The 22,277-nt window shown below is 40.4% G+C and carries 20 protein-coding genes; 9 read left to right on the forward strand and 11 right to left on the reverse strand.

The window, feature by feature from the left end; all coding sequences use genetic code 11:
- Nucleotides 1-17 precede the first annotated feature (17 nt).
- The gene (locus C7972_RS22270; protein ID WP_110358375.1) at nucleotides 18-1,607 is read left to right on the forward strand and encodes a sulfatase; all 1,590 of its coding nucleotides are present in this window, start codon (nucleotides 18-20) and stop codon (nucleotides 1,605-1,607) included.
- A gap of 154 nt (nucleotides 1,608-1,761) precedes the next feature.
- On the opposite strand, the gene C7972_RS22275 is transcribed toward C7972_RS22270, so the two are convergent.
- The 4 genes from C7972_RS22275 to C7972_RS22290 form a co-directional block, all read right to left on the reverse strand.
- Nucleotides 1,762-2,487, reverse strand: a complete 726-nt coding sequence (locus C7972_RS22275; protein ID WP_110358376.1) for a LytTR family DNA-binding domain-containing protein — start codon at nucleotides 2,485-2,487, stop codon at nucleotides 1,762-1,764.
- On the reverse strand, nucleotides 2,468-3,529 hold the full coding sequence (locus tag C7972_RS22280) for a sensor histidine kinase (RefSeq protein WP_110358377.1): 1,062 nt from the start codon (nucleotides 3,527-3,529) through the stop codon (nucleotides 2,468-2,470). Before C7972_RS22280 ends, C7972_RS22275 begins: the two co-directional genes overlap by 20 nt.
- Before the next feature lie 8 nt (nucleotides 3,530-3,537).
- The gene (locus C7972_RS22285) at nucleotides 3,538-3,882 is read right to left on the reverse strand and encodes a DUF4907 domain-containing protein (protein ID WP_110358378.1); all 345 of its coding nucleotides are present in this window, start codon (nucleotides 3,880-3,882) and stop codon (nucleotides 3,538-3,540) included.
- Between the two features lie 80 nt (nucleotides 3,883-3,962).
- Nucleotides 3,963-4,934, reverse strand: coding sequence for a Kelch repeat-containing protein (locus C7972_RS22290; RefSeq protein ID WP_375334798.1), 972 nt, complete (start codon nucleotides 4,932-4,934; stop codon nucleotides 3,963-3,965).
- 265 nt (nucleotides 4,935-5,199) lie between these two features.
- On the opposite strand from C7972_RS22290, the gene C7972_RS22295 reads away from it, so the two are divergent.
- On the forward strand, nucleotides 5,200-6,519 hold the full coding sequence (locus C7972_RS22295) for a DUF4270 family protein (protein WP_110358380.1): 1,320 nt from the start codon (nucleotides 5,200-5,202) through the stop codon (nucleotides 6,517-6,519).
- A complete protein-coding gene (locus C7972_RS22300) occupies nucleotides 6,512-7,759 on the forward strand; it encodes an OmpP1/FadL family transporter (protein ID WP_258364927.1) in 1,248 nt (415 codons plus the stop codon). The genes C7972_RS22295 and C7972_RS22300 overlap by 8 nt, the downstream gene beginning before the upstream one ends.
- Nucleotides 7,760-7,990: 231 nt before the next feature.
- Here C7972_RS22300 and C7972_RS22305 read toward each other — a convergent pair whose 3' ends face one another.
- The 6 genes from C7972_RS22305 to C7972_RS22330 are packed head-to-tail and all read right to left on the reverse strand — an operon-like array spanning nucleotide 7,991 to nucleotide 14,300.
- A complete protein-coding gene (locus tag C7972_RS22305; RefSeq protein ID WP_110358382.1) occupies nucleotides 7,991-8,722 on the reverse strand; it encodes a LytTR family DNA-binding domain-containing protein in 732 nt (243 codons plus the stop codon).
- A gap of 5 nt (nucleotides 8,723-8,727) precedes the next feature.
- Nucleotides 8,728-9,765 carry a sensor histidine kinase gene (locus tag C7972_RS22310; protein ID WP_110358383.1) on the reverse strand — a complete coding sequence of 346 codons (1,038 nt, stop codon included), beginning with the start codon at nucleotides 9,763-9,765 and terminating at the stop codon, nucleotides 8,728-8,730.
- 11 nt (nucleotides 9,766-9,776) lie between these two features.
- Nucleotides 9,777-10,997: an ABC transporter permease gene (locus C7972_RS22315; protein WP_110358384.1), complete on the reverse strand. Its 1,221-nt coding sequence runs from the start codon at nucleotides 10,995-10,997 to the stop codon at nucleotides 9,777-9,779.
- Nucleotides 10,998-10,999: 2 nt separating this feature from the next.
- The gene (locus C7972_RS22320; RefSeq protein ID WP_110358385.1) at nucleotides 11,000-11,743 is read right to left on the reverse strand and encodes an ABC transporter ATP-binding protein; all 744 of its coding nucleotides are present in this window, start codon (nucleotides 11,741-11,743) and stop codon (nucleotides 11,000-11,002) included.
- A gap of 6 nt (nucleotides 11,744-11,749) precedes the next feature.
- Nucleotides 11,750-12,973, reverse strand: coding sequence for an efflux RND transporter periplasmic adaptor subunit (locus C7972_RS22325; protein WP_110358386.1), 1,224 nt, complete (start codon nucleotides 12,971-12,973; stop codon nucleotides 11,750-11,752).
- On the reverse strand, nucleotides 12,963-14,300 hold the full coding sequence (locus C7972_RS22330; RefSeq protein WP_110358387.1) for a TolC family protein: 1,338 nt from the start codon (nucleotides 14,298-14,300) through the stop codon (nucleotides 12,963-12,965). Before C7972_RS22330 ends, C7972_RS22325 begins: the two co-directional genes overlap by 11 nt.
- Before the next feature lie 424 nt (nucleotides 14,301-14,724).
- Between C7972_RS22330 and C7972_RS22335 the strand changes: the two genes are divergently transcribed.
- The 5 genes from C7972_RS22335 (at nucleotide 14,725) to C7972_RS22355 (ending at nucleotide 20,292) form a co-directional block, all read left to right on the forward strand.
- Nucleotides 14,725-15,687 (forward strand): 2-dehydro-3-deoxygalactonokinase, encoded by a 963-nt coding sequence (locus C7972_RS22335; RefSeq protein WP_110358388.1) that lies wholly within the window; start codon nucleotides 14,725-14,727, stop codon nucleotides 15,685-15,687.
- Nucleotides 15,677-16,318 (forward strand): bifunctional 4-hydroxy-2-oxoglutarate aldolase/2-dehydro-3-deoxy-phosphogluconate aldolase, encoded by a 642-nt coding sequence (locus C7972_RS22340; RefSeq protein ID WP_110358389.1) that lies wholly within the window; start codon nucleotides 15,677-15,679, stop codon nucleotides 16,316-16,318. Before C7972_RS22335 ends, C7972_RS22340 begins: the two co-directional genes overlap by 11 nt.
- A 65-nt stretch (nucleotides 16,319-16,383) precedes the next feature.
- On the forward strand, nucleotides 16,384-17,508 hold the full coding sequence (locus C7972_RS22345) for a lactonase family protein (RefSeq protein ID WP_181422970.1): 1,125 nt from the start codon (nucleotides 16,384-16,386) through the stop codon (nucleotides 17,506-17,508).
- A gap of 167 nt (nucleotides 17,509-17,675) precedes the next feature.
- The gene (locus C7972_RS22350) at nucleotides 17,676-19,238 is read left to right on the forward strand and encodes an arylsulfatase (RefSeq protein WP_110358391.1); all 1,563 of its coding nucleotides are present in this window, start codon (nucleotides 17,676-17,678) and stop codon (nucleotides 19,236-19,238) included.
- A gap of 211 nt (nucleotides 19,239-19,449) precedes the next feature.
- Entirely contained in the window at nucleotides 19,450-20,292 is an 843-nt protein-coding gene (locus C7972_RS22355; protein WP_110358404.1) for a phosphatase PAP2 family protein, read from the forward strand.
- Nucleotides 20,293-20,799: 507 nt separating this feature from the next.
- Here C7972_RS22355 and C7972_RS22360 read toward each other — a convergent pair.
- A complete protein-coding gene (locus C7972_RS22360) occupies nucleotides 20,800-21,243 on the reverse strand; it encodes a hypothetical protein (RefSeq protein ID WP_110358392.1) in 444 nt (147 codons plus the stop codon).
- Between the two features lie 463 nt (nucleotides 21,244-21,706).
- Between C7972_RS22360 and C7972_RS22370 the strand changes: the two genes are divergently transcribed.
- Nucleotides 21,707-22,237 carry a YSC84-related protein gene (locus C7972_RS22370; RefSeq protein ID WP_110358405.1) on the forward strand — a complete coding sequence of 177 codons (531 nt, stop codon included), beginning with the start codon at nucleotides 21,707-21,709 and terminating at the stop codon, nucleotides 22,235-22,237.
- The last annotated feature ends 40 nt before the right edge of the window (nucleotides 22,238-22,277 follow it).

Here is a 22,277-nt window from a genome sequence, read left to right on the forward strand (position 1 = left end):
GCCCTAATAAATACCTAATGAAAATAAAATACTTTTTTGCCCTTATTCTTACAGTACTATTATTAACTACCTCAAGCTGTAAGAATAAGACTGAAGAAAAATCAGGGGTCCAGTCGGAAAGACCCAATATTCTTTTTATAATGTCCGATGACCATACGGCCCAAGCATGGGGGATTTATGGGGGGATTCTCAAGGATTATGTGCATAACCCAAATATAAAAAGATTGGCGGCCGAAGGCTGTGTGTTGGAGAATTGTTTGGTTTCCAATTCCATTTGTACTCCCAGTAGGGCAACGATACTTACAGGGCAGTACAGTCATATAAATGGGGTTACTACCCTGGGGGCAGGCTTATCCCCAAAGCACAATAATATTGCCAAGGAACTTCAAAAGGGAGGGTATGCCACCTCTATTATAGGGAAATGGCATTTAAAACAGGAACCGGCAGGATTTGATTATTATGCCGTTCTTCCAGGGCAGGGCGATTATTGGAACCCAAGATTAAAAACAGCGGACAATTGGGAAGATTATTATGGGGGCGGAAAGGTCGTAGAAGGTTTTAGTACCGATATTATTGCAGATAAAACCATGGAATGGATAGAAAATAGGGACAAATCCAAACCCTTTATGGCCATGTGCCATTTTAAGGCCACACACGAACCTTATGATTACCCTGAACGGTTTAGCCATTTGTATCGCGATGAGGAAATTCCAGTACCGGATTCTTTTTATGATCAAGGAGCGGAAACTACTGGGCGGGTCTTTAAAGGACAATCCATAGACAACCTTCAAAAACGCTATTTGGCAGCCACTGCCGATCCATCATTGAGAAAGGATTATATGGACTATCCGGAATTGCCCTTTTCGGTTGAGGGCTTGAGTGCCGATGAGGCACGGATGAAGACCTATCAGAAATTTGTAAAGGATTTTATGCGCTGCGGAGCTGCCATTGATGACAATATAGGTAGGTTGTTGGACTATTTGGAAAAATCCGGATTGGCAGAAAACACCATAGTAATCTATACTGCCGATCAGGGATATTTTTTAGGGGAGCACGGTTGGTTCGACAAACGTTTAATTTATGAGGAATCCATTCATATGCCTTTTGTAATAAGGTATCCAAAGGAGATTCCAGCTGGCACCCGAAATACCGATATTATTGAAAATGCCGATTTCTCCGCCCTGTTCGCCGATTATGCGGGAATTGAATATCCAGAAACCATGCAAGGCCACAGTTTTCGTGAGAACCTAAAGGGAAATACCCCTACGGATTGGCGCAAGCATGGTTACTACAGGTATTGGGACCATTCCAAGGATCGCCCAGGCCATTTCGGAATTCGAGGGGAGCGCTACAAGCTGGCGTTTTATTATGGAAACGGACTCAAAGTAAACGGGTATACCAAGGAAGAACAACCAGATAAATATTGGGAATTTTTCGATTTGGAAAAGGACCCCAATGAACTTCATAATGCATATAACGATTCCGAATATCGGGATGTTATTTCCGGAATGAAAGCCGAAATACTGAAACAAAGGGAATTACTGGGCGATCTTGACGAAGGCAATGAGGAAATACATCAAATTATCGCTGACCATTGGGAAAGTTAGGAAAACAAATGTTCCACAATAAGAAAGTATTGGGCAATAACGATTATAAGTAATAGGGTAGCAAGGAAGAAATACACCCATTTTTCATTCATTCTGTCAACAGGAAACTTGTAACGTGTAAACCGCTTATCCCCATTCTTGACGAACAGGCCTGTTACAATCCCAAAAACGCGAAGAATTGGGTCTTATGGCTTTCTCCGATTGGGATTCGGGTATCGTTGATTACAATCCGGTTCCTTTGTATGGTCTTGATGACATTAACGTTCACTACAAAAGATTTATGAACCCGAATAAATTGGTTTTGGGGTAGCTTGTCCAAAAGGTCCTTAAAGCTTAGAAGTGTCAAGATGGTCTTGTTGGTACCTTTAATATGTATCTTTAAATAATCTTTGAGGCCTTGAATGTATTCTATATCGTCCAGGTTTATTTTGATGTTCTCGTGTTCGGATTTTACAAAAATGAACCTTTGGGTATCCCCCTGTCCTCCAATTGAAGGAAAAATATTGCCCTCCTTGGGTTGTACCTTCTGAGCCAAAATTTCTTTGGATCGTGAGATGGCCTTTATAAATCTATGGTAAGGAATCGGTTTAACCAAGTAATCTACGGCGTTAAGTTCAAATCCTTCTACGGCATAATGTGCATAGGCGGTAGTAAAAATAAATAAGGGCCTGTTTTCCAAAGCGCTTATAAATTCCAGCCCACTTATTTGCGGCATTTCAATGTCACAAAAAATTACATCAACTTTCTTTTCCTTAATAATTTTAATGGCATCCAAAGGATTGGTAAAAGTGCCTACTACTTCGGTAAAATCTATTTTTTTGCAATAGTCTGCCAAAACATCTATAGCCAAGGGCTCATCATCAATGATTATGCAATTCATAGTTTTTTAAATTTAGAGTTAAGTTTACCTCATAGGTCTTTCCATCGTCATTGATCAACAAAACATGGGAATGCGGGTACAAATAGTTCAATCTATTTTTAACGTTTTCCAGCCCCACGCCGCTACTTCCAGACTTTGCTTTAAATGCCCCAATTTTGTTGGTCACCTGTAGATGTATGGACTTATTGTTTATGGAAAGGTTTATTTTAACATAGGTTTTGCCGTTGTAATCGGTTCCGTATTTGAAGGCATTTTCAATAAAGGAAATGAACAGAAGGGGAGGGACAAATTTTCCCTTCTCCTCGCCCGATATTTTTAGGGTTACATTTTCACAATTGGCCGTTCGAAGCCGTTGCAATGATACGTAACTTTTTATGTATTCCAGTTCCTTGTTTAAGGGTACATGGGCCTTATTGGCCTCGTATAACATATATCGCATAAGTTCCGATAAGTTAATGATTGCCTCTGGGGTGTCTAAGGATTGTTTTACCGAAAGCGAATAGATAGTGTTTAAGGAATTAAAGAAAAAATGTGGGTTTAATTGGGTCTTTAAAAATTGGAGCTCGGACTGTATTTTTTCCTTTTCTACCAATTTCCGAAGATCTTCATTGGTTTGCCATTCCGTATACAGCTTTAGCATAGTGCTAAAAATATGGGGAATGGCAAAGATAACAGTAGTCATCAGTGTAAATCGAATTACCCTTAAACTGCTTTCCCTTGGGGGGCGTATATGCTTTCCCCTTGGAACAAAGTCATCCGGAGGAACCGGAGGGAATGTGACAGTTGTAAAAAAGGCGATGGACAAAAGCAATAGTATGGATATAATGATATAGGTCCATCTATGACCTTTTAGCAAAAATTTGGGCACTAGATAATAATAATTGAAGTAAAAAAGTGCTACGGCAATTAATAATTTGGCGGCAAGACCATAGGTAAGGTTCCTGGTCCCGGCAAAAAAGGGATAAAACAATATACCGGACAGTGTACACCATAACAGTGCGTGAACAAGCCATTGCGGAATATTTTTCTTATCAAGAACCATATACTTCCCTAGTAAATATTAAATTCTGGAATCTCCAATTCCTTCAATTCGGAAAATGTCAAAATTGGATCTTCCTTATTTTGTAATTTACGAATAATCTTATCGGCAGCACGTTGAGCGTCCTCTGCAGTTGCGAATGGCTTTTTTCCTGGAAGTACAGGAATGTATTCCTGCCGTATAAGTACCCTGTTATCTAATTTTATTTGATAACCATAACCATTTTCCAAATTCAGTATTTCTGAATGGAGCAACAAGTTACCTTCCGTTGCACCGATGGTGTAATTGGAAAAGCCCAAAAATAGAAGTCCGGATACGATTGCCATAAAAACATATACTACTAATATTCTTTTCATCTATTTTTTCAATTTTAAAAGAGCTATGCTAAACAGCACAGCTCTTTTTGCTAATCAATAAGTAAACCTAATTAAAAACACTAATCTTCGTCGTCGTATTCGTCAAATGGCAAGAATTCCTCCAAATCATCCAAATACAGACTTCCTGTACGGCCAAGGCCTATAAATGACCGTACGTTATTGGAGAATACCACGGCGTCCTGTCTGGAGGTTCTTTCAAAACTTGTTTTGGATTCCCAAGAATCTGTACTAGGGTCATATTCCCAGATAGATTGTAAGGTGCCGCCATAGGTTCCTGTGGCAATATATCCATAGTCATTTAGGGTAAAACCTACCGCATTGCTGCGCACAATGGTATAATCATCATCCTCATCCAAATCCAATTTTTGTGTCCAACTTTCTGTACTGGCGTCAAAAGCCCAAAAATCATTCAAATAAATGCCATTGGATACCCCTGTTCCCATATATACCGTTTCACCTATGGTAAAAGTAGTGGCAGCCCTTCTTTTATCCCCGCCAAAGCCTACCAACTCCGACCAGCTATCGCTGTTGGGATCGTATTTCCAGAAGTCCTTACGGTCGTTGTCCCCGTCAAAACCAGTGCCGAAATAGCCATAGCCGTTTATTCCAAAGGCGACAGCACTTCGCCTAGGGGTAGAGGGGAATGTTGCAATTTCTGTCCATGTATTACTGGCAGGGTCGTAAGAATAAAAATCGGACAGTTCGTCCAATCCATCGTAACCAGAACCTATATATCCCTTGTCATTGATGGCAAAACCTACTGCGGCATTCCTTGCAGTACCCGGAAAATCGGCTTTTTGGGACCAGTAATCACCATCCATATTATAGGACCAGAATGAGGTAAGATAATCATCTCCGTCATAACCCACACCGCTATAGCCAATGTTACCAATGGTGAAATAGGCACTGCCACTACGTGGACTTCCATCAAAAACGGATTTGTCCGTCCAGTTGCCCAAGTCATCCTCATCGTCATCGTCATTGGAACAACTAGCCATTAAACAAAGTGTTACGCTGGCCATCGTTAACATTTTAATGTGGTTTATCCTTCCCTTCATGTTATAAATGTATTTCATCAGTTATTTTTTTTTCAAAACTAGATGGCGAACCCGGTGTTTGAAACTTAAATAGATAAAGGCACCCATTTAACATATGAAAACGGGTATTTTATCTACCAATGGTAGAGGGTATTTAATAGCTAAAATTCGCCTTTTGGTCTTATAAGTCAATGGGTTGGTCTATTGGGGTTTCCGAGCTAGGGAAACGCTTTTACTTTTGGCTTTAAATAATAATCGAATGAAACAACTCCTTGGATTTTTTGCTTTGCTGATATTAATGGATTCCTGTAGCACGGATGCTATTAATGATTCCGACTTTGTAGCGGGCGGGACATTTACAGACAGTAATATTCGGGTGGTGCAAATAGATACCATGAAGGTGGAGACATACACCATGAAGTTTGATAGCCTTATAACTTCCCAGGCCTCCCGCATGTTGGTCGGTAAATATATAGACCCGGTCTTTGGGGCCGTAAAAAGTTCCAGTTATGTAGAATTATTGCCCAATAACTATTCTATAGATTCCGAGGCAGAATACGATAGTATCGCCTTCTTTTTGAAGTATGACAATTACTATTATAACGACACCCTAAAAAACAATACCATCCATATTAAGGAATTAAGTGAGCTTTTAAAGCCGGCGGATGGGAGCGATTTTTACAATAGCAGCAAGGTGGGGTTTTTTGAGGAAGATTTGGGATCTGTAACCTTTGTCCCAAGGCCCTTGGGAACCGATTCGTTATATATTAAATTGAATGACTCCTTGGGGTTGGATCTTTTTGAACAGTTCCAACAAAAGAATATTACCAATACCGAGGAATTTAAGGACTACTTTCACGGGCTTGCCTTTCAGCCCGGGGACGATGACGATGGTTCTATAGTAGGTTTCAATTTTACGACCAGTACAATGAGATTGTATTATAGTATTTCTGAAGAGAATAGTCGTACTCAATATACTACCGATTTTGTAATAAACACGACCAGTAGTCCAATACCATTCTTTAATCAGATGTCGGTGGTGGAAACCAACGAAACCCTAAAGACCCTAGTGGATGGGGAAGTGGTCCTAAACAGTTCCGAATTGGATAACCAAAGTTTTATACAGTCCGGTATAGGGTATACGACCAAAATAGAATTTCCGAATTTAAAAACCCTGTTCGATATTCAGGGGCAGGGTACCTTGTTGAATGCTGTTCTTAAAATAAGACCGGTTTTGGGGTCCTATAATGATGAACTGGCACTTAGGGACAACCTATCACTTTTTATAGTAGACCAGAACAACGATTTAACCGAACAATTGGTGGGGGTGGATAATGCAGCGGTACAGGCCACTTTAAACCGTGATGGCCAAGAATTCAATGACATTTATTATGAAATACCCCTGACCACCTACATAGAAGGTTTATTGCTACGGGAAAGGGAAACGGAAGATGCAATTATTCTTTTGCCAGAAAATTACAATAGTACTGTAGACCGTTTTGTTTTAATGGGAAAAGAAGGCCCTGATCAAGGTGTGAAATTGGAACTTACCTATGCAATATATGATGAAGATGAATAAACTATCCCTATTTGCCCTATTTTTAATAATCTTATCCACAATTCCTCTTTTGGGCCAATCCGAGGGCCTCACAAGTTCACCCTATTCACTATACGGTCTCGGCGTAATAAATCAGACCAGTATTGGGCGGACCAATGGGATGGGATATTCTGGGATTGCTTTGAAGTCGGACACGGAAATAAATAATTTAAATCCTGCCAATTTTGCGTTAACACCCCAAAATTCCTTTTTTTATGATGTGGGTATTAGGGGAAAGCACAACATTTATAGCAACAGGATAAACGACGAGGCAAAAACTTCGTTCAACTTTTCCAACCTGGCTCTCGCTTTCCGGATAGCGGACAATCTTGGAGCTGGTATTGCCCTGGTACCTTATACCGATGTAGGATATACTTTGATAGGCGTGAAAACCAATATTGAGGGATCTGAAGAATCCTTTGAAAGTAATGTAAGTGGTCTTGGAGGGATGAGCGATTTTAAACTTAACCTAGGATATGGAATTACTGATAAATTAAGATTTGGAGCCAGTTTCTCCATATTGTTTGGGAAGATTGAGGAGGAGGAGTCCTTTGGGCTTTACAATAGTAGTTTTGTCTCCACAGAGGATACCAATTACAGCGGCCTCCGTTTTGGTCTTGGGCTGCAATACGATCTTACGAACAAAATCACTATTGGAAGTACGGTGCAACTTCCAACAAATTTAAAAGGTAGTGTAAGGCGCTCTGTAATAAAAAGTCTGGACGGTGTAGAATTGGACGTGGAAGAAGATGAAAGTGATGTTGTGGCAGATTTCAATATGCCATTGGAATTGGGGTTGGGGCTAAGCACCAACTTTTTAAAATCCTTTACCTTAAATGCCGATTATAAAAAAAATTACTGGAGTGATACCGGGCAGACCGAGAATATCGGGACATACGTAGATCAGGATATCTATGCGGTTGGTTTGGAATACGTAAAAAATGCTGCCAGTTATAAATTTAGCCAGCGTATTCGTTATAGGACTGGTTTTAACTACGACACAGGTTATTTATCCATTAACGATCAAATAATAGACGGCTATAATTTTACGGCCGGGATTGGGCTTCCAATTGGCCGTGGTAATAATTCCATGCTCAATTTGTCCTATTCCTACGGTTCCACAGGACTGATAGAAAATATACTCGTCAAGGAAAATTACCATGTACTTACCCTGAATTTGAGCTTGGAGGACCTGTGGTTTAAAAAACGAAAAACCGACTAATGCCAGTTCTTAATGAAGTTTTAATAAGGTGCGTTCGGTTTAAATGAAATATACATATCGGATTTTGAACAAATTGAGATAAATGGGTTACGATCTCCCTGAGCACAGGCGAGAGGTTTTATCTAATTAGAACTTTAAAATCAGGGGTCTAGGGCCGATCCCGGACCATTTTTTTTTTTTAGGGAAACTAGGAAGTGGAATTGCATCCATAAAGATTTCAAAGTAAAAAAATCAATCCAAACTATTTTTGGCAATGTAATCCAAAAATTCAGGTTTATAATTTTCCGAAACCGTAATACGTTGGTTTCCGATTATGATCTGACTGCGTTCTATAACATCTATGGCTTGTAAGGAAACAATGAAAGAGCGATGTACACGCATAAACTTATCCTTTGGAAGTTCTTGCTCCAGGCTTTTGAGATTCATTAAGGTTAAGATGGCCTTAGGCTGACCTTTAAGCCAAATTTTGATATAGTCTTTCAAACCTTCAAAATACAGCACCTCATCCAGATTGATCTTTAGTTGCTTGTATTCGGATTTAACGAAGAGGAACTTTTTGTCGGCAGAGGTAGTTTCCTTGACGCTACCCTTTACTAGGGCAAACCAGTCTTTGGCCTTGGTGGCAGCGATTACAAACTCCTCGTAGTCGAAGGGCTTTAGCAAATAGTCCAAAGCTTCAACCTTATAACCTTCAAGGGCATACTCACTAAAGGCTGTTGTAAAGATGACACGGGTACTTTTGGGGATTAGTTTGGATAATCCAATCCCAGTGAGGTCCGGCATTTGTATGTCCAAAAAAAGTAGGTCAACTTTCTCCTTCTCAAGATATCTTAAGGCCTCTATGGCACTGTCGCATTTGGTTTTGAGCTCCAGGAACGGCGTTTTTTGAACGTACCCCTCTATGAGTTGCAATGCCATGGGTTCATCGTCTACAACTATACAGCTTATTTTATTTGGGTTCATTTCAATTAGATTTCAAGTGTTAGCACAGCAGTAAAGATTTCGTCCTTGACTTGATAAACAAAGCTATGGCTATCTGGGTATAACAATTGCAGTCTTTTTCTTAGGTTTTCCAACCCAATGCCAGAACCGCTTTTATCCGAATCGTTTTTGGGGAGATTTTGGTTTTGTGCAGTAAAGACAAGAAAGGTATCCGTTATTTCCATCTTAAAGGACAAGTAGGCCTCACTACTGGCAGGAATACCATGTTTAAAGGCATTTTCCACCAAGGTAATGAATAATAACGGTACCACTTTAATATTTGGCGGAACGGTGGGAAAGGAATACGATATAGTAATCTTATTGGAAAACCTCAGTTTCATAAGTTCTATATACTGCGTCATAAAGTCGATTTCCTTTTGCAGCGCAACTTTCTCGGTATCCGTATCGTACAGTAGATACCGCATTAATTTGCCCAAACTGTGGATTGTCTTTTTTGCAGTGCTAGGGGAACTATCTACCAAGGCATAAATGTTGTTGAGGGAGTTAAAGAAAAAATGTGGCTGCAATTGATATTTTAAGTGCTGAATCTCTGCCTGCAATTTTATAGTCTGTGCCTCTTTGCGTTCGTTCTCGGATTTGAACCAGCGTTCTGTGGTTTTTAGGGCTACGGAAAATACAATAGGCACCATTGATGCGATCATGTCCACATAAAGAAACAAATTTTTCGGTGGCCCTTTGTCGTTGTTGCGGTTAGGGAGGAGCTGGTCCATTAGAAAGCCCTTTAGTTCATGGTTGGTAAAAACGAAAAAGGCAATTATGGCAAAATTGATCAATATGAACGGTAAGGTTTTATTCTTAAAAAGAAACCTGTCTATAAGATAAAGATAATTGAGGTAAAAAATAACGGCATAAAAGCACAGGGGAATCCATGAGTGTATCAGGGTACGATTAAAGATTTTTTCCTGATCCTGTCCCACAGAAAGCAAATAGGGTAAACCTATTAATATTGCCCATGTTAAAAGATGGAGTAAAGGGATTAAATTCTTTTTTTTATTCAGTATCATCTACTTTGTTCTTATTCATATCGCAATGCAGTAATCGGGTCTAGAGCTGCTGCCTTTCTTGCCGGATACCATCCAAAAAATATTCCAGTAACGGCACAAACGGCAAAGGAAATTATGATGGAGTATAATGCAACCTCGGTGGGCCAATGTAAGAATTTTTCAATAAACACGGTCGAACCAAGCCCTAGGATTACGCCTAAAAGTCCCCCGGTGATGCTTATTAAAATGGCTTCGATCAAAAACTGCATTAAAATATCCGATCCCTTCCCGCCTACGGCCATACGCAGCCCAATTTCTTTGGTGCGTTCCTTGACCGAAACATACATGATGTTCATGATGCCAATACCTCCGATCAGAAGGGATATACCTGCTACCGCAACCAAAAGAATAGTGAGCATTTCACTGGTTGCACTAAATGTGGAAATTAATTCTTCCATTGAACGCACATGAAAATCATCGTCTTCGTTATCGGTCAATTTATGTTGTGACCGTAAAATTTCCGTTACTTGGGTTACGGCATCCGGAGCATCCTCCTCACTAACGGCAGAGGCAATGACCTGATTTAAATGGTCAATGGCCAAAATACGCTTTTGTACCGTGGTATAGGGAGCAATAACCACATCATCCTGATCCTGGCCAAAGGTGTTTTCCCCTTTTTCTTCCAATACCCCGATTACTTTAAACGGAATACTGTTAAAGCGGATCATTTTGCCGACTGGGTCCCCACCATCTGGAAAAATATTATCCACAACGGTCTGGCCTATCAAAACTACTTTGGAGGCCGTTTGCACTTCTGCATCGGTAAACATACTGCCGCTCTGCAGTTCTATCACCTTAATATTTAGATAGTCGGGATTTACTCCATAAATAGAAGAAGGCCAGTTGTTGGAGCCGTTAATAACTTGGCCGTTCCCGTTTACCACTGGCGTTATATAAGTTAATAGATCTGCCTGTTGCTCAATAGCCTTATAGTCGTCAAGAGTTAAAGATTCCATGACGCTCCGTTCCTGTCTTACCCCTCCTCGCATATCTGCACCTGGACTAATGGTGATCATGTTGGAACCCATACTGGAAATAGTACTGCGAATACTTTCCTTGGAACCTTCCCCAATGGCCAACATGGCAATTACCGCAGCTACCCCTATAATGATACCCAACATGGTAAGTAAGGTTCTGGCCTTGTTCAGAATAATGGCATTAAAGGCTATTTTGAATAAATTAAGTAGTCTCATATTTAATGGTCTTCTACTGGTAATAAGGCTAATTCAGTAGCCGCTGATTGAATTTCTTTATTGAGGTAGTCCTTAATGATGTTACCATCTTTCAAGACAATGGTTCTGCTACTAAAGGTAGCTATGTCCGGCTCATGGGTAACAAAAACGATGGTAATACCTTTTTCGTTCAATTCTTGAAATAAGGACATAATTTCGTAAGAGGTACGAGTGTCCAAGTTTCCGGTGGCCTCATCCGCCAAGATCATTACAGGTTTGTTGACCAATGACCTTGCAATGGCCACCCTTTGTTGTTGTCCTCCGGAAAGTTGTGAAGGTGTATGGTCCATGCGATCGCCCAAACCTACCATTTTCAAGGCTTTAATAGCGCGGTCTTTACGTTCTTCCGTGGATACCTTACTGTTGTACAAAAGGGGCAATTCCACATTTTCCAATGCTGAGGTCCTGGCCAGCAGATTATAGGATTGGAAAATAAACCCAATTTTTTCATTACGAATCGTTGCCAATTCATTTTTACTTAAGTTCCTTACCGCTAATCCATCAATGTCATAAGTGCCAGATGTGGGTTGGTCCAAACAGCCCAAAATATTCAATAAGGTACTTTTGCCAGAACCACTGGATCCCATTATGGTAACAAATTCACCTTCTTTGATAGATAGCGAAATGCCCTTCAATGCGTGGACGGTTTCGTTGCCCATGGTAAACTCGCGTTTCAGATCTTCAATTTTGATAATCTCTTTACTCATGGCTGCTTACTTTTTTTTGTTTCCTCCCGGTCTTTGCGGCATAAACGGACTTTCACTTGCGCCCTCTGGTCCTGCAAGTTCTTGGTTGCTCTGGGATTTTAAACTATATACCAGTTGGTCACCTTCGTCGATACCGCTTAAAATTTGCACGTTGACCCCATCACTGGCTCCCAAAATGATTTTTTTAGGTGAAATGATCCCATTTTCGCCAAGTACCCAAACCCTAGTGCCATTTCCCTCATCTGGTTTTGGCTGTCTTTTTGTTGGTTCAACGGTTAAATTTAGTTGCTCATTATAGGCCATCATCACTGGGGGTGAAGGTTTAAAATTGATGGCTTTGGCTTCGGCAGTCAGGACGTCTTTTAACTCCAAAGTATAAATGGAAATGGTGGCAGTAAGACCAGGTTTTAATTTTAAATCCGGATTATCCGCTTTTATGACTACCGTGTAAGTAACTACGTTTGAAGTTACGGTTGGGTCCAAACGTATCTGGGTTACGGTTCCTTCAAACGTTTCCCCTAAATAGGCATCCACTGTAAAAGTTACCCTTTGGCCATCTTTTACGCCACCTATATCCGCCTCATCAACATCTGCCTCTACCTGCATTTCCTTTAAATCCTGGGCAATGGTAAATAGGGTTGGGGTACTAAAGCTTGCCGCAACCGTTTGTCCTTCGTCTATGGCCCTGGAAAGTACTACACCATCTATGGGCGAATAAATATCGGCATAGCTTAGATTGGTTCTGGCCCTTTCAAGGTCGGATAGGCGTTGGGTCACCGTGCCTTTTGCCGTTTCAAAATTAAATTGGGAGTCGTCAAAATCCGACTTACTGATCACCTGATTGTCATAAAGTGTTTTTTGACGTTCGTAGATGGTCTGCATATAGTTCCTTTGGCTCACTGCGTTATCATAAGCTGCCTGTGCCTGGGTAAGTGCAGCCCTAAGGTTTGTTTTATCCAATTCGGCTATGAGTTGTCCTTCGGTGACCACACTGTTGTAATCCACATATATTTTTTCCACTACCCCGGAGACCTGTGTACCTACTTCCACTTGGGTAATAGGTTCTACTGTACCTGTTGCCGTAACCATGGTGGTAACCTCACCTTTTTTGGCCGTAATGGTCTTGGCTTCTATTGCAGCACTGTTATCGTCTTTTATAAAGCTGTAAGCTACAATAGCTAGTATTACCATTGCAAGGCTGCCGAATATGATTCTTTTTTTAGTTTTCATTAGATTGGATTTTAATGTCGTTTCCCTGATAAAATTGAAGTAATTGGTTGTATAGCAGGCTAAGGTATTTGGTCTGGATATAATTTTGTTCCGTATTGGTATAGGTGTTCTGGCTTAAGATAAGGTCAGTAGTGCTCAGAGCTCCCAATTCATATTGTTTTTGTGCCAGCCTGAAGGATTCTTTTGCTGCATTTTTGGCCATATCTGCCGCTTCCATTTCACTTTGGGAAGTAATGGCATTTTGCCAAGCTGTTTCTATTTTTTTGTATAGGTCTTTTTCTTCCTGGGCCAGTTCCAATTTGGCCATATCAATATTGATTTTGGCCGTTTGAACCTCAGATTTGGTCTTGTTCCTATTAAAAATGGGTACGTTTAAGGATAAACCCAATCTTTGGTTGAAATTCAGGTCCAATTGATCGGTGAAATTATAATCCTGGGTGGAGGTGTAGCCAGAACCGAGACTTCCCGTTAAGGAGAGGGTGGGCAGGTAGCCTCCTTTGGCAATGTCCAAATCTTTTTCGGAGAGTGAAACATTGATCTTGCCTGCATTTATTTCCGGAAGATTTTCCAAGGCTTCGGAATAGACTTCATTTAGGTCGGGGACTACGTCTAGGATAATTTCATCTGTATCTGCAATCTCAAAATTAGTGTTGGGCGGCAATTCCAATTGCTGTTTTAACGATAAAAGCTGCAGCGCATAATCGTTTTTTGTATTTATAAGAAGGTACCGGTTTGTGGCGGTTTGCGATTGGGCATCGGTATATTCCTTTATGGCGATGGAACCGGCATCCAATCTGGCTTTGGCCCTCTCTTCTTCCTTTTGTGATACCTCAAGGTTGTTTTCAGCGATCAATATATTCTCTTTGGCATATAGCAATTGAATATAACTTTCCGTAATGCTCAAAGTTATATTGTTCTTGGCCTCTTCTTCATAAAGGGAATATTGATCAATAAGCAGCTTCCCCTGTTTTATCTGATTGTTGATCTGGTTCCCCTGGAAAAGGGTTAGCTGGGAGTTCAATCCTAGACTGGTTGAATTGATCTGTTGGGAAACAAAATCGCTAGTGATGGGGTCTATGGAATTCCCGTTAGTGAAATTCTGGGAGGCATTGCCATTTAAGTTCGGTAATCTTAAGGATTTCGTTGCCAGATAGTTGGCTTCTGTAATGTTCTTGGACAATTTGGCTTGCTTTACACTTATGTTGTTCTCTAGAGCGTAGTTAATACACGCTTCCAAAGTCCAAACTTTTTGGACAGAATCAATCGTTGTTTGCCCTTTTGCAAACTGAACTGCAATAAGGATGGTTAGTACAATATATTTTTTCATGGATTTTAACCTTTCAAATGAAAATTCATGTCAAATTTCCTGCTAAGGGCGCCAAGAATTAAATGAAATAGATTGAAACGCGGATTCTATATACCAATCCCCAAATTTTATCGATGATTTTTTTGGTTCCGCGCTTCTCCTGACATTTTTATTGTGGTTTGGGCTATTGAGGGGAGAGATTTACATTGGAGTATCCCGGACATCAAAATGTTAGCGGATAATTTGTGCGGATACTTATTTTGCTTCCAATTTATATTTTAAGGATGGAAATAATTAATGTATTTTTCGGAGATATTGGAATCTTGGGAACAATACCCAGTTTTATTTTTTTATTTACCAGCCACACAAACGGATAACAACGAGAGGCATGGGAGTGGATTTTCAATAAGTTCATCTAATTAAAAATTAGCATAACGTACGCCTTATGACAAACATGGGACTACCCGAAAAATTTATCAGCTGCGATTGGGGAACCTCCAATTTTAGACTCCGTTTGGTGGATACCCATTCATTAAGGGTAATTTCCGAAATTGGGACCGATCTAGGGATTAAAAAGTGTTATCAATTATTTACAGCGCAAAGTGTGCGGTCCCAGGAATCCTATTTTGCCGATTATTTGTTGGCGCAACTGGGAAAGTGGGGTTTGAACGGGTTGGAAGACTATCATTTGGTGGCTTCTGGAATGCTGTCCTCCTCCATAGGAATGCGGGAATTGGAGTACTGTCAACTGCCCTTGGCCTTTAGTGGGGAAGACCTAATTAGCAAATGGATATCGATCAATAATAAATTAAACCTTCTCTTAATTACCGGAGCCAGAACAGATAGCGATGTGATGAGAGGTGAGGAAATTCAGGCTATTGGGCTATCCGATTACCTTCCTAGGGATGAAAAGGGGGTTCTGTTGTTGCCCGGTACCCACAGCAAGCATATCCATTTTGATGCTGGGAGATATATAGATTTCACTACCTATATGACCGGCGAGTTATTTGAGGTTTTAGGCAAGCACAGTATTTTGTCGGCATCGGTGGAGGAAGCAGGGTGGAACCCATCATTTGAGGATATTTTTGTGGAAGGTGTTAAAAAAGGCGTTGCCAACCAACAGATGGCCTCACTTTTTTCCATAAGGGCAAATAGTTTGATACATAAAATTTCCAGTAGGGAAAACTATTTCTATTTATCGGGATTGTTAATTGGGTCCGAGTTGGGCCACTTGAAGGAAAAGAACGAAACCGTATACCTTGCAGTTGCCGGAATTCAGAACGAATTGTACCAACTGGCTTTGAAATCGTTCCTGCCTTTGGAGCGAATTGTTTGTTTTGATCCACAAATTATAGAAACGGCCTTATTGGTTGGCCAGCGAAAAATTTTAGAAACACATGTTAAATAAAGAATCATTTTCTTGGGAACTATACAATAGGGCCCCCATTGTGGGTATTGTAAGAGGAGTATCCATGGAGGTCATACGTGATATAGCCAATGCATATCTCAAGGCGGGACTGCACACCATTGAAATAACCATGAATACCGCTGGGGCCACCGAGATGATTTCCAAACTAAGGAGTGAATTCAATGATCTAAATGTGGGTGCGGGTACGGTCTGCAATATGGAAGAATATGAAAAGGCCGTGGCTGCGGGAGCCCAGTTTATTGTGACCCCGATTATAGATGAGGTCGTTATTAAAACGGCTGTGGCAAAAGGGGTGCCAATTTTTCCAGGGGCCTATTCTCCAACCGAAATTTACAGGGCGTGGAGCTTAGGGGCATCTGCTGTAAAAATATTCCCGGCCACCCAGCTTGGGGTTCAATTTATAAGGGATATTTCCGGTCCACTTAACAGCATTAAGCTTTTACCTACGGGGGGAGTTTCCTTGGAGAATATCAGATCTTTTTTTGAGGCTGGTGTTGTGGGCGTAGGAATGGGCAGTTCGCTCTTCAATAAAAAGTTGATAAGGGAAAGGGATTTTGAAGCTCTGGCCGTTCATTTTTCCAAAATAAGGGCAGAAGTAAAGGGCTTTTAAATTCAATTGGATATATTTAACAAAATCAATTCCATTTTGTCATGAACCGATCTTCAAATTATTTAATGTTTATTATTTTATCGATGCTAGTGGTAGGGTGTAAAAATCAACCCAAAAAGGCCAATTTGACGGCCGATCAACAAGAAATTGAGAAAGAAGGCCTAAAACTCTTGGTCGGTACTTTTGCCGAAGGGGAGGAACAAGGTATTTATCAACTCGACTTTAATACGGAAACAGGAGAACTTTCCAATCGTCGACATGTAGCCAAAGAGAACAAGCCAGGCTATTTATACCTATCAAAAGATGGGGAGAGAGTCTATTCTTCAAATGGGACCAAACCAGGGAGTGTTTCGGCATTCCAATGGAACAAAGATAAAACCGCCCTGACCAGAGTGGCCAATCTCCCCAGTAAAGGGGATGGGGCCTGTTATGTAGGGGTAAGCCCCGATGAAAACCTTCTTGCTGCTGCAAATTATAGTTCTGGAAGTATAGTGCTATATCCCATTGATAAAAAGGGGGTAGTGTTGGATGCTCCTCAAGGAATACAACATTCGGGAAGTGGTCCACACCCCAACCAAAATTCGGCCCACGCACACTGTGTTCAATTTTCTAAGAATGGAAAATTTTTATATGCCGTAGATCTAGGCATTGATCAGGTTTTGACCTATCCCATAAATTCGGAAAAGAAATTGGCCAAGGCGGAAGTAGGGCTGCAATTGGACCCCGGGGATGGTCCCAGACACCTAGTTTTCCACCCAACAGAAAACAAGGTGTTTGTTATTAATGAACTTTCCAGCACCGTTGTTTCTGCATCTGTGGATCAAGAGACTGGAGTGTTTACCAAAATTGATAAAAAGAGTACGCTTCCAGATGATTACCAAGAATTCAACGCCTGTGCCGATATTCATATTAGTAAGGACGGAAAGTTTCTATATGCTTCCAATAGGGGGCATAATAGTATAGCTGTTTATTCTGTATCTGAAAGTGGGAATTTAAAGCTTCTAACGATAGAATCTGTGCAAGGGGATTGGCCTCGGAATTTTACCCTGTCGCCAGATGGAAGATATTTATTGGTGGCCAATCAAAAATCGAACAGCATAACTGTTTTTAAAGTGGATCAAAAGACAGGACTCCTTGAATTTACTGGAAATGAAATAGCTGTTTCACAACCTGTATGTTTAAAGTTCTAGAAAACAATTCGCCTATCATGACAGATCTCCAAACGAAATCAATTTGATCTTTCGACGTTTCATTGGGCATGAAATAAAAGTATTCAAAAAGGTACGAATCAATAATATATGGGTTCTGTAATATGGGTTTATGATAATCAAAATCCTTAAAATTAATTAATAGAAAAATGGAAATTATTAAAAGGAATTTGTTCCAGGCAACCATGATGGTGTTGCTTTTGGTGGGGTGTAAATCCAAGGAAGAGAAAGTAGTCATTGCAGATGAAACTACTAAGAAGCCCAATATTGTATTTATTTATATGGATGATCTTGGCTATGGCGATATGAGTGCCTATGGGGCCACCGAGATCAGTACCCCCAATATGGATGCTTTAGCTCAAGGGGGTATACAGTTTACCAATGGCTATGCATCCTCAGCCACTTGCACCCCCAGTAGGTATGCTATTTTAACTGGTAGGTATCCTTGGCGGAACAAAGATGCTAAAATATTACCAGGAACTGCTCCCTTGATTATAGATACAACCCAAATGACGGTGCCCAAAATGTTGCAGGGAGAAGGTTATACCACCGGAATTGTGGGGAAATGGCATTTGGGACTTGGAAGCGGAAATGTGAATTGGAATGAAAGGGTGTCACCTGGTCCCAATGAAGTTGGATTTGATTATTCCTATATTTTGGCTGCAACCCAAGATAGGGTACCTACTGTGTACATTGCGGATGGTTATGTAGATGGCTTGGACCCCAATGATCCCATAGAAGTTAGTTATAAGGAAAATTTTGAAGGGGAACCAACTGGTTTGGACAACCCGGAACTGACTACCATGAAGTGGCACCATGGTCATAACAACAGTATAGTAAATGGAGTGCCGAGAATTGGTTATATGAAAGGCGGGGAGGCTGCCAAATGGAGCGATGTGGACATGGCCGATCATTTTTTGGCCAAGGCCCAACAGTATGTAAAAGAACATAAAAGCAAACCTTTCTTTTTGTATTATGCCCTGCAACAGCCACATGTACCACGTACACCACACCCACGTTTTGCCGGAAAATCGGGAATGGGCCCAAGGGGCGATGTTATTTTGGAGGCCGATTGGATGATAGGTGAATTTATGAAAACCCTGGAAGACGAAGGAATCCTAGAGAATACTTTGATCGTCTTCTCAAGTGATAATGGTCCAGTGGTCAATGACGGCTACTATGACGACTCCGTAGAAAAATTGGGCAATCATACCCCTTCCGGAATTCTAAGAGGTGGTAAATATAGTTTGTTCGATGCAGGCACTAGGGTGCCATTTATCACCTATTGGAAAGGTACAATAGCGCCAGGTAAATCCGATGCCCTGGTGTGTCAGATAGACTTGCTTACCTCAATGGCCACCTTGGTGGGTAGTGATAAGAAAGGTGAGGATAGTGAAGATCTTTTGGAGGTATTTATGGGAAAATCCAAGGACGGAAGGAAAGAGTTGGTATTGGAAGCCACCTCCAGAACGGCCTTCAGAAAAGGTAATTGGGCTATGATTCCACCTTACAAGGGGCCTGCAGTTATTAAGTCGGTCAATATAGAAATTGGAAATTCAAAGGAATATCAGCTGTATGATTTGGAAAAAGACCCAAGTCAAAAAGCGAACTTGGCTAAATCCAATCCTGAAAAACTTCGGGAATTAATTGCGGACTTTGAAAAAATAAGAGGTAATTCCAATAACGGCATTCAAGATCTGGAACTCAAATAAGATGTTCCAATAAAGATCGATTAGGGGAAATAAATTGGTTCTGTCCTAGGACTATAATAGGAAGAAATAGGGGAATGGTCGAACCATTTTAATGGCAGTGGTGGTTTCGGCATATAACAAATATCTACATATTTAGCTATAAGAGATATACTAAAATTTAGGACTAAATCCTTAATTGGTTATTTTTGCCATGAACAACACCAGGGTTTTAATGAATTTTAAATTCCATTTATTAGTTTTTATCCCTATCTTTTTATTGGGTTTTCCTGAGCTAAAGGCACAAACCCAAGCGCTGGATACCATCAGTCCTTGGGAAATGCTGGCCTATGATGGGGCAAGTGCCTTTGGAGGGTTAAAACATGCTTACTCCAGACCTTTTCACTGGAAAAAGGACGATTTTATAACTGCCGGGGCTATTCTCTTGGGAACAGGGGCGCTATATGCGTTTGACGAAGATAGTTCGGATTGGTTTCGGAGGCAGGAAGAGGATGTTCCTGGGGTATTAAAGGAGACAGGTTATTACCTTGGGAAACCATTGTACAATTATTCCATTAACGGAGGAGTGTATCTAATTGGGCTTTTCACAAAGAATGAAAAATTCAGAAAAACCGGGGTGCTCTTAATTTCATCGGCCACTGCGGTAGGATTAATCCAAACTGTGAGTAAAACTTTTGTAGGTCGGGCAAGACCTATCGCCAGTGAAGGAAAGGATAGTTTCAATCCATTCAGTAACGAGGCCCACTATCACAGTTTCCCTTCCGGGCACACTATATTGGCATTTACTACATTCTATGCCATTGGCAAGCAATTTAAAAATCCTTGGGCCAAAGGCGGGTTATACGCTTTGGGGTTGCTATCTCCGGTTACCAGGCTTTGGAGTGGCGCCCATTGGCTTACAGATGTAGCTTTGAGTGTGGCAGTAAGTGTAGTGGTAGTGGATTCAATAGATAAATACCTAAACAAGGAGCGGTATCCCGGTGTTATGTCAAAGGACAAAATTAGTTGGAGACTACAGGTTGGTCCTGGAACCATAGGCCTAAGAGGTTCATTCTAGTTGTTTGATAAATGAACTCCTTTTTACTTTACTATTCTTCATTTAGGCAATAGTGGCTGGGTAAATAACCGATAAAGGGGAAGTGGGCGTTTACGCCCTTCCCCTTTAATGATTTTTAATAGGTCCTTCTTTTAACTATTTTATAGGTAATTAGTGCTAAGGCTATAAGCAGACAAAACACAATAGAGATGAAGGGGTTATTGTCTATGAGCTTTACAATAGGAGCTACTATTTCCATAACATATAATGATTTCAGATTGTCTAACAATTAGATCAACTATTAACGATTTTTTTACTTAGATATTTTATATGTACAAAGGTTGCTCCAAAACTTCTTAAATAAATTGAAAAACATTCCCAAACATTGTTAAAACTCAGGTAAGAGGTGTTTTAACAATGTTTGGGCAGAGGTAGGGAAAGAAATTATGTCAAGTACGAAATTGGCACTTGCTATAAGGGTCCCACAAAAGGATTAAAAAAATAATGGGTGTTTTATTTGGTCCCAATTTAGTTCAGCAACCTATTTCCTTTATCCTTTTTCATGACTTTGGTCACCAGTTTAAAAAGGCGCGACTTAAGTTCCCTGTATTGGTTAGAGTATTTAGCCATTTCGGAATTCAATTCCCAATGGGTTTCCGTATATGCCTGTTCCATTTTTAACTGATCTATTTGATCCAACATAATTTCCAATTGGTTTTCATGGGCCTGGACTTTTTTCATGAGTGCGATTACCTCTTTTTCGGCACTGGTGATGGCACCAATGATTTCTTTACTTTCCTTGAAAACGGCCGAATCTGTCAACTGCGAAGTATAGGATTTTACCAAATCATTTAGGAACAGTTGTTCGTCCCTGATAAATTTTAATTCCGACATCCATTTTAGACTAGCCTCGTGCATTTCATTGGGATCCAGCCATTCGATCATTTTGTTTTTATTAATTGCAGCGCTCATAGTTTTGTATTTTATATTAATTGTTTGATGCTCAAAATTCTATACTCCCAATTTCTTTAGGCCTTTTGGAAAGACCAAAATGGGGCAAATAATGAAAAATGGTCGGTAGATGCCAATATTTATAATTGAACCCTAAAATTAGGAAATTGGGATGCGCAGCTAAATGATATTGGTCATTTTCAGCTATTGTTCTTAACTTTTTTTCATACTTGTCCATCCCACCCCTATTGGCCATATCGTGGCAGGGTTATGACTGTTGGTTTGTTAATGGTACTGAGGAAATGAATAAAATATCCAGCACTTTTATACTCCTAAGTGAATTGCGATTTGTTGTTAAGTAATTTAAAATCAATAATTTAAGATAATTTAAGGCAGTATTAACAAATTCTTACCGTTTTGGATTTAACCTGAATGTGTAACTATTTTTAATTTTGACGTACAAATGTTTATCGAATCCAATAAAATGAAGATATTGAAATTAATTCCTGTACTATTGGCCTTGATGGTCTCGGTTTCAGTAACATCGCAGACAAGAAAGGAGAAACAAATTATAAGTGATGCTTCCAAGGCTAAAAAAACCTTGTTAAAGGCACAATCCGGTCTTCAGACCTTTTTTGACAACTCTGCAGGATATGTAATCTTTCCAAATGTCGGTAAAGGAGGGTTTGTTGTTGGGGCAGCCTCCGGCAACGGAGCCGTTTATGAGGGCGGTGAGGTTGTGGGGATGGCCGGACTCAAAAAATTGAATGTTGGTTTACAAGCTGGTGGGCAAGCGATTATTGAAGTTATTTTTTTTGAGGACAATAATGCTTTAAACGAATTTAAACAGGGAAATTTTAGTTTTGCCGCCGAGGTATCGGCAGTAGCCCTAAAATCGGGTATTGGCCTTAACGCTAAATACAAGGAAGGAGTGGCAGTGTTCGTGTTGCCCAAGGCGGGTCTTATGGCCGATGCTTCTGTGGGAGGACAGAAATTTAGTTTTCACTCATTTTAATGCACTAACCAAAGTATTTTATAATTACATGTTGTTTTTT

Source organism: Arenibacter sp. ARW7G5Y1 (genome assembly GCF_003201775.1).
Taxonomy (GTDB): Bacteria; Bacteroidota; Bacteroidia; order Flavobacteriales; family Flavobacteriaceae; genus Arenibacter.

Bases quoted from the DNA above. Each gene is read 5' to 3' on its own strand.
- C7972_RS22270 (WP_110358375.1), top strand. From the start codon at position 18: ATGAAAATAAAATACTTTTTTGCCCTTATTCTTACAGTACTATTATTA.
- C7972_RS22275 (WP_110358376.1), bottom strand. From the start codon at position 2,487: ATGAATTGCATAATCATTGATGATGAGCCCTTGGCTATAGATGTTTTG.
- C7972_RS22280 (WP_110358377.1), bottom strand. From the start codon at position 3,529: ATGGTTCTTGATAAGAAAAATATTCCGCAATGGCTTGTTCACGCACTG.
- C7972_RS22285 (WP_110358378.1), bottom strand. From the start codon at position 3,882: ATGAAAAGAATATTAGTAGTATATGTTTTTATGGCAATCGTATCCGGA.
- C7972_RS22290 (WP_375334798.1), bottom strand. From the start codon at position 4,934: ATGTTAACGATGGCCAGCGTAACACTTTGTTTAATGGCTAGTTGTTCC.
- C7972_RS22295 (WP_110358380.1), top strand. From the start codon at position 5,200: ATGAAACAACTCCTTGGATTTTTTGCTTTGCTGATATTAATGGATTCC.
- C7972_RS22300 (WP_258364927.1), top strand. From the start codon at position 6,512: ATGAATAAACTATCCCTATTTGCCCTATTTTTAATAATCTTATCCACA.
- C7972_RS22305 (WP_110358382.1), bottom strand. From the start codon at position 8,722: ATGAACCCAAATAAAATAAGCTGTATAGTTGTAGACGATGAACCCATG.
- C7972_RS22310 (WP_110358383.1), bottom strand. From the start codon at position 9,765: ATGATACTGAATAAAAAAAAGAATTTAATCCCTTTACTCCATCTTTTA.
- C7972_RS22315 (WP_110358384.1), bottom strand. From the start codon at position 10,997: ATGAGACTACTTAATTTATTCAAAATAGCCTTTAATGCCATTATTCTG.
- C7972_RS22320 (WP_110358385.1), bottom strand. From the start codon at position 11,743: ATGAGTAAAGAGATTATCAAAATTGAAGATCTGAAACGCGAGTTTACC.
- C7972_RS22325 (WP_110358386.1), bottom strand. From the start codon at position 12,973: ATGAAAACTAAAAAAAGAATCATATTCGGCAGCCTTGCAATGGTAATA.
- C7972_RS22330 (WP_110358387.1), bottom strand. From the start codon at position 14,300: ATGAAAAAATATATTGTACTAACCATCCTTATTGCAGTTCAGTTTGCA.
- C7972_RS22335 (WP_110358388.1), top strand. From the start codon at position 14,725: ATGACAAACATGGGACTACCCGAAAAATTTATCAGCTGCGATTGGGGA.
- C7972_RS22340 (WP_110358389.1), top strand. From the start codon at position 15,677: ATGTTAAATAAAGAATCATTTTCTTGGGAACTATACAATAGGGCCCCC.
- C7972_RS22345 (WP_181422970.1), top strand. From the start codon at position 16,384: ATGTTTATTATTTTATCGATGCTAGTGGTAGGGTGTAAAAATCAACCC.
- C7972_RS22350 (WP_110358391.1), top strand. From the start codon at position 17,676: ATGGAAATTATTAAAAGGAATTTGTTCCAGGCAACCATGATGGTGTTG.
- C7972_RS22355 (WP_110358404.1), top strand. From the start codon at position 19,450: ATGAATTTTAAATTCCATTTATTAGTTTTTATCCCTATCTTTTTATTG.
- C7972_RS22360 (WP_110358392.1), bottom strand. From the start codon at position 21,243: ATGAGCGCTGCAATTAATAAAAACAAAATGATCGAATGGCTGGATCCC.
- C7972_RS22370 (WP_110358405.1), top strand. From the start codon at position 21,707: ATGAAGATATTGAAATTAATTCCTGTACTATTGGCCTTGATGGTCTCG.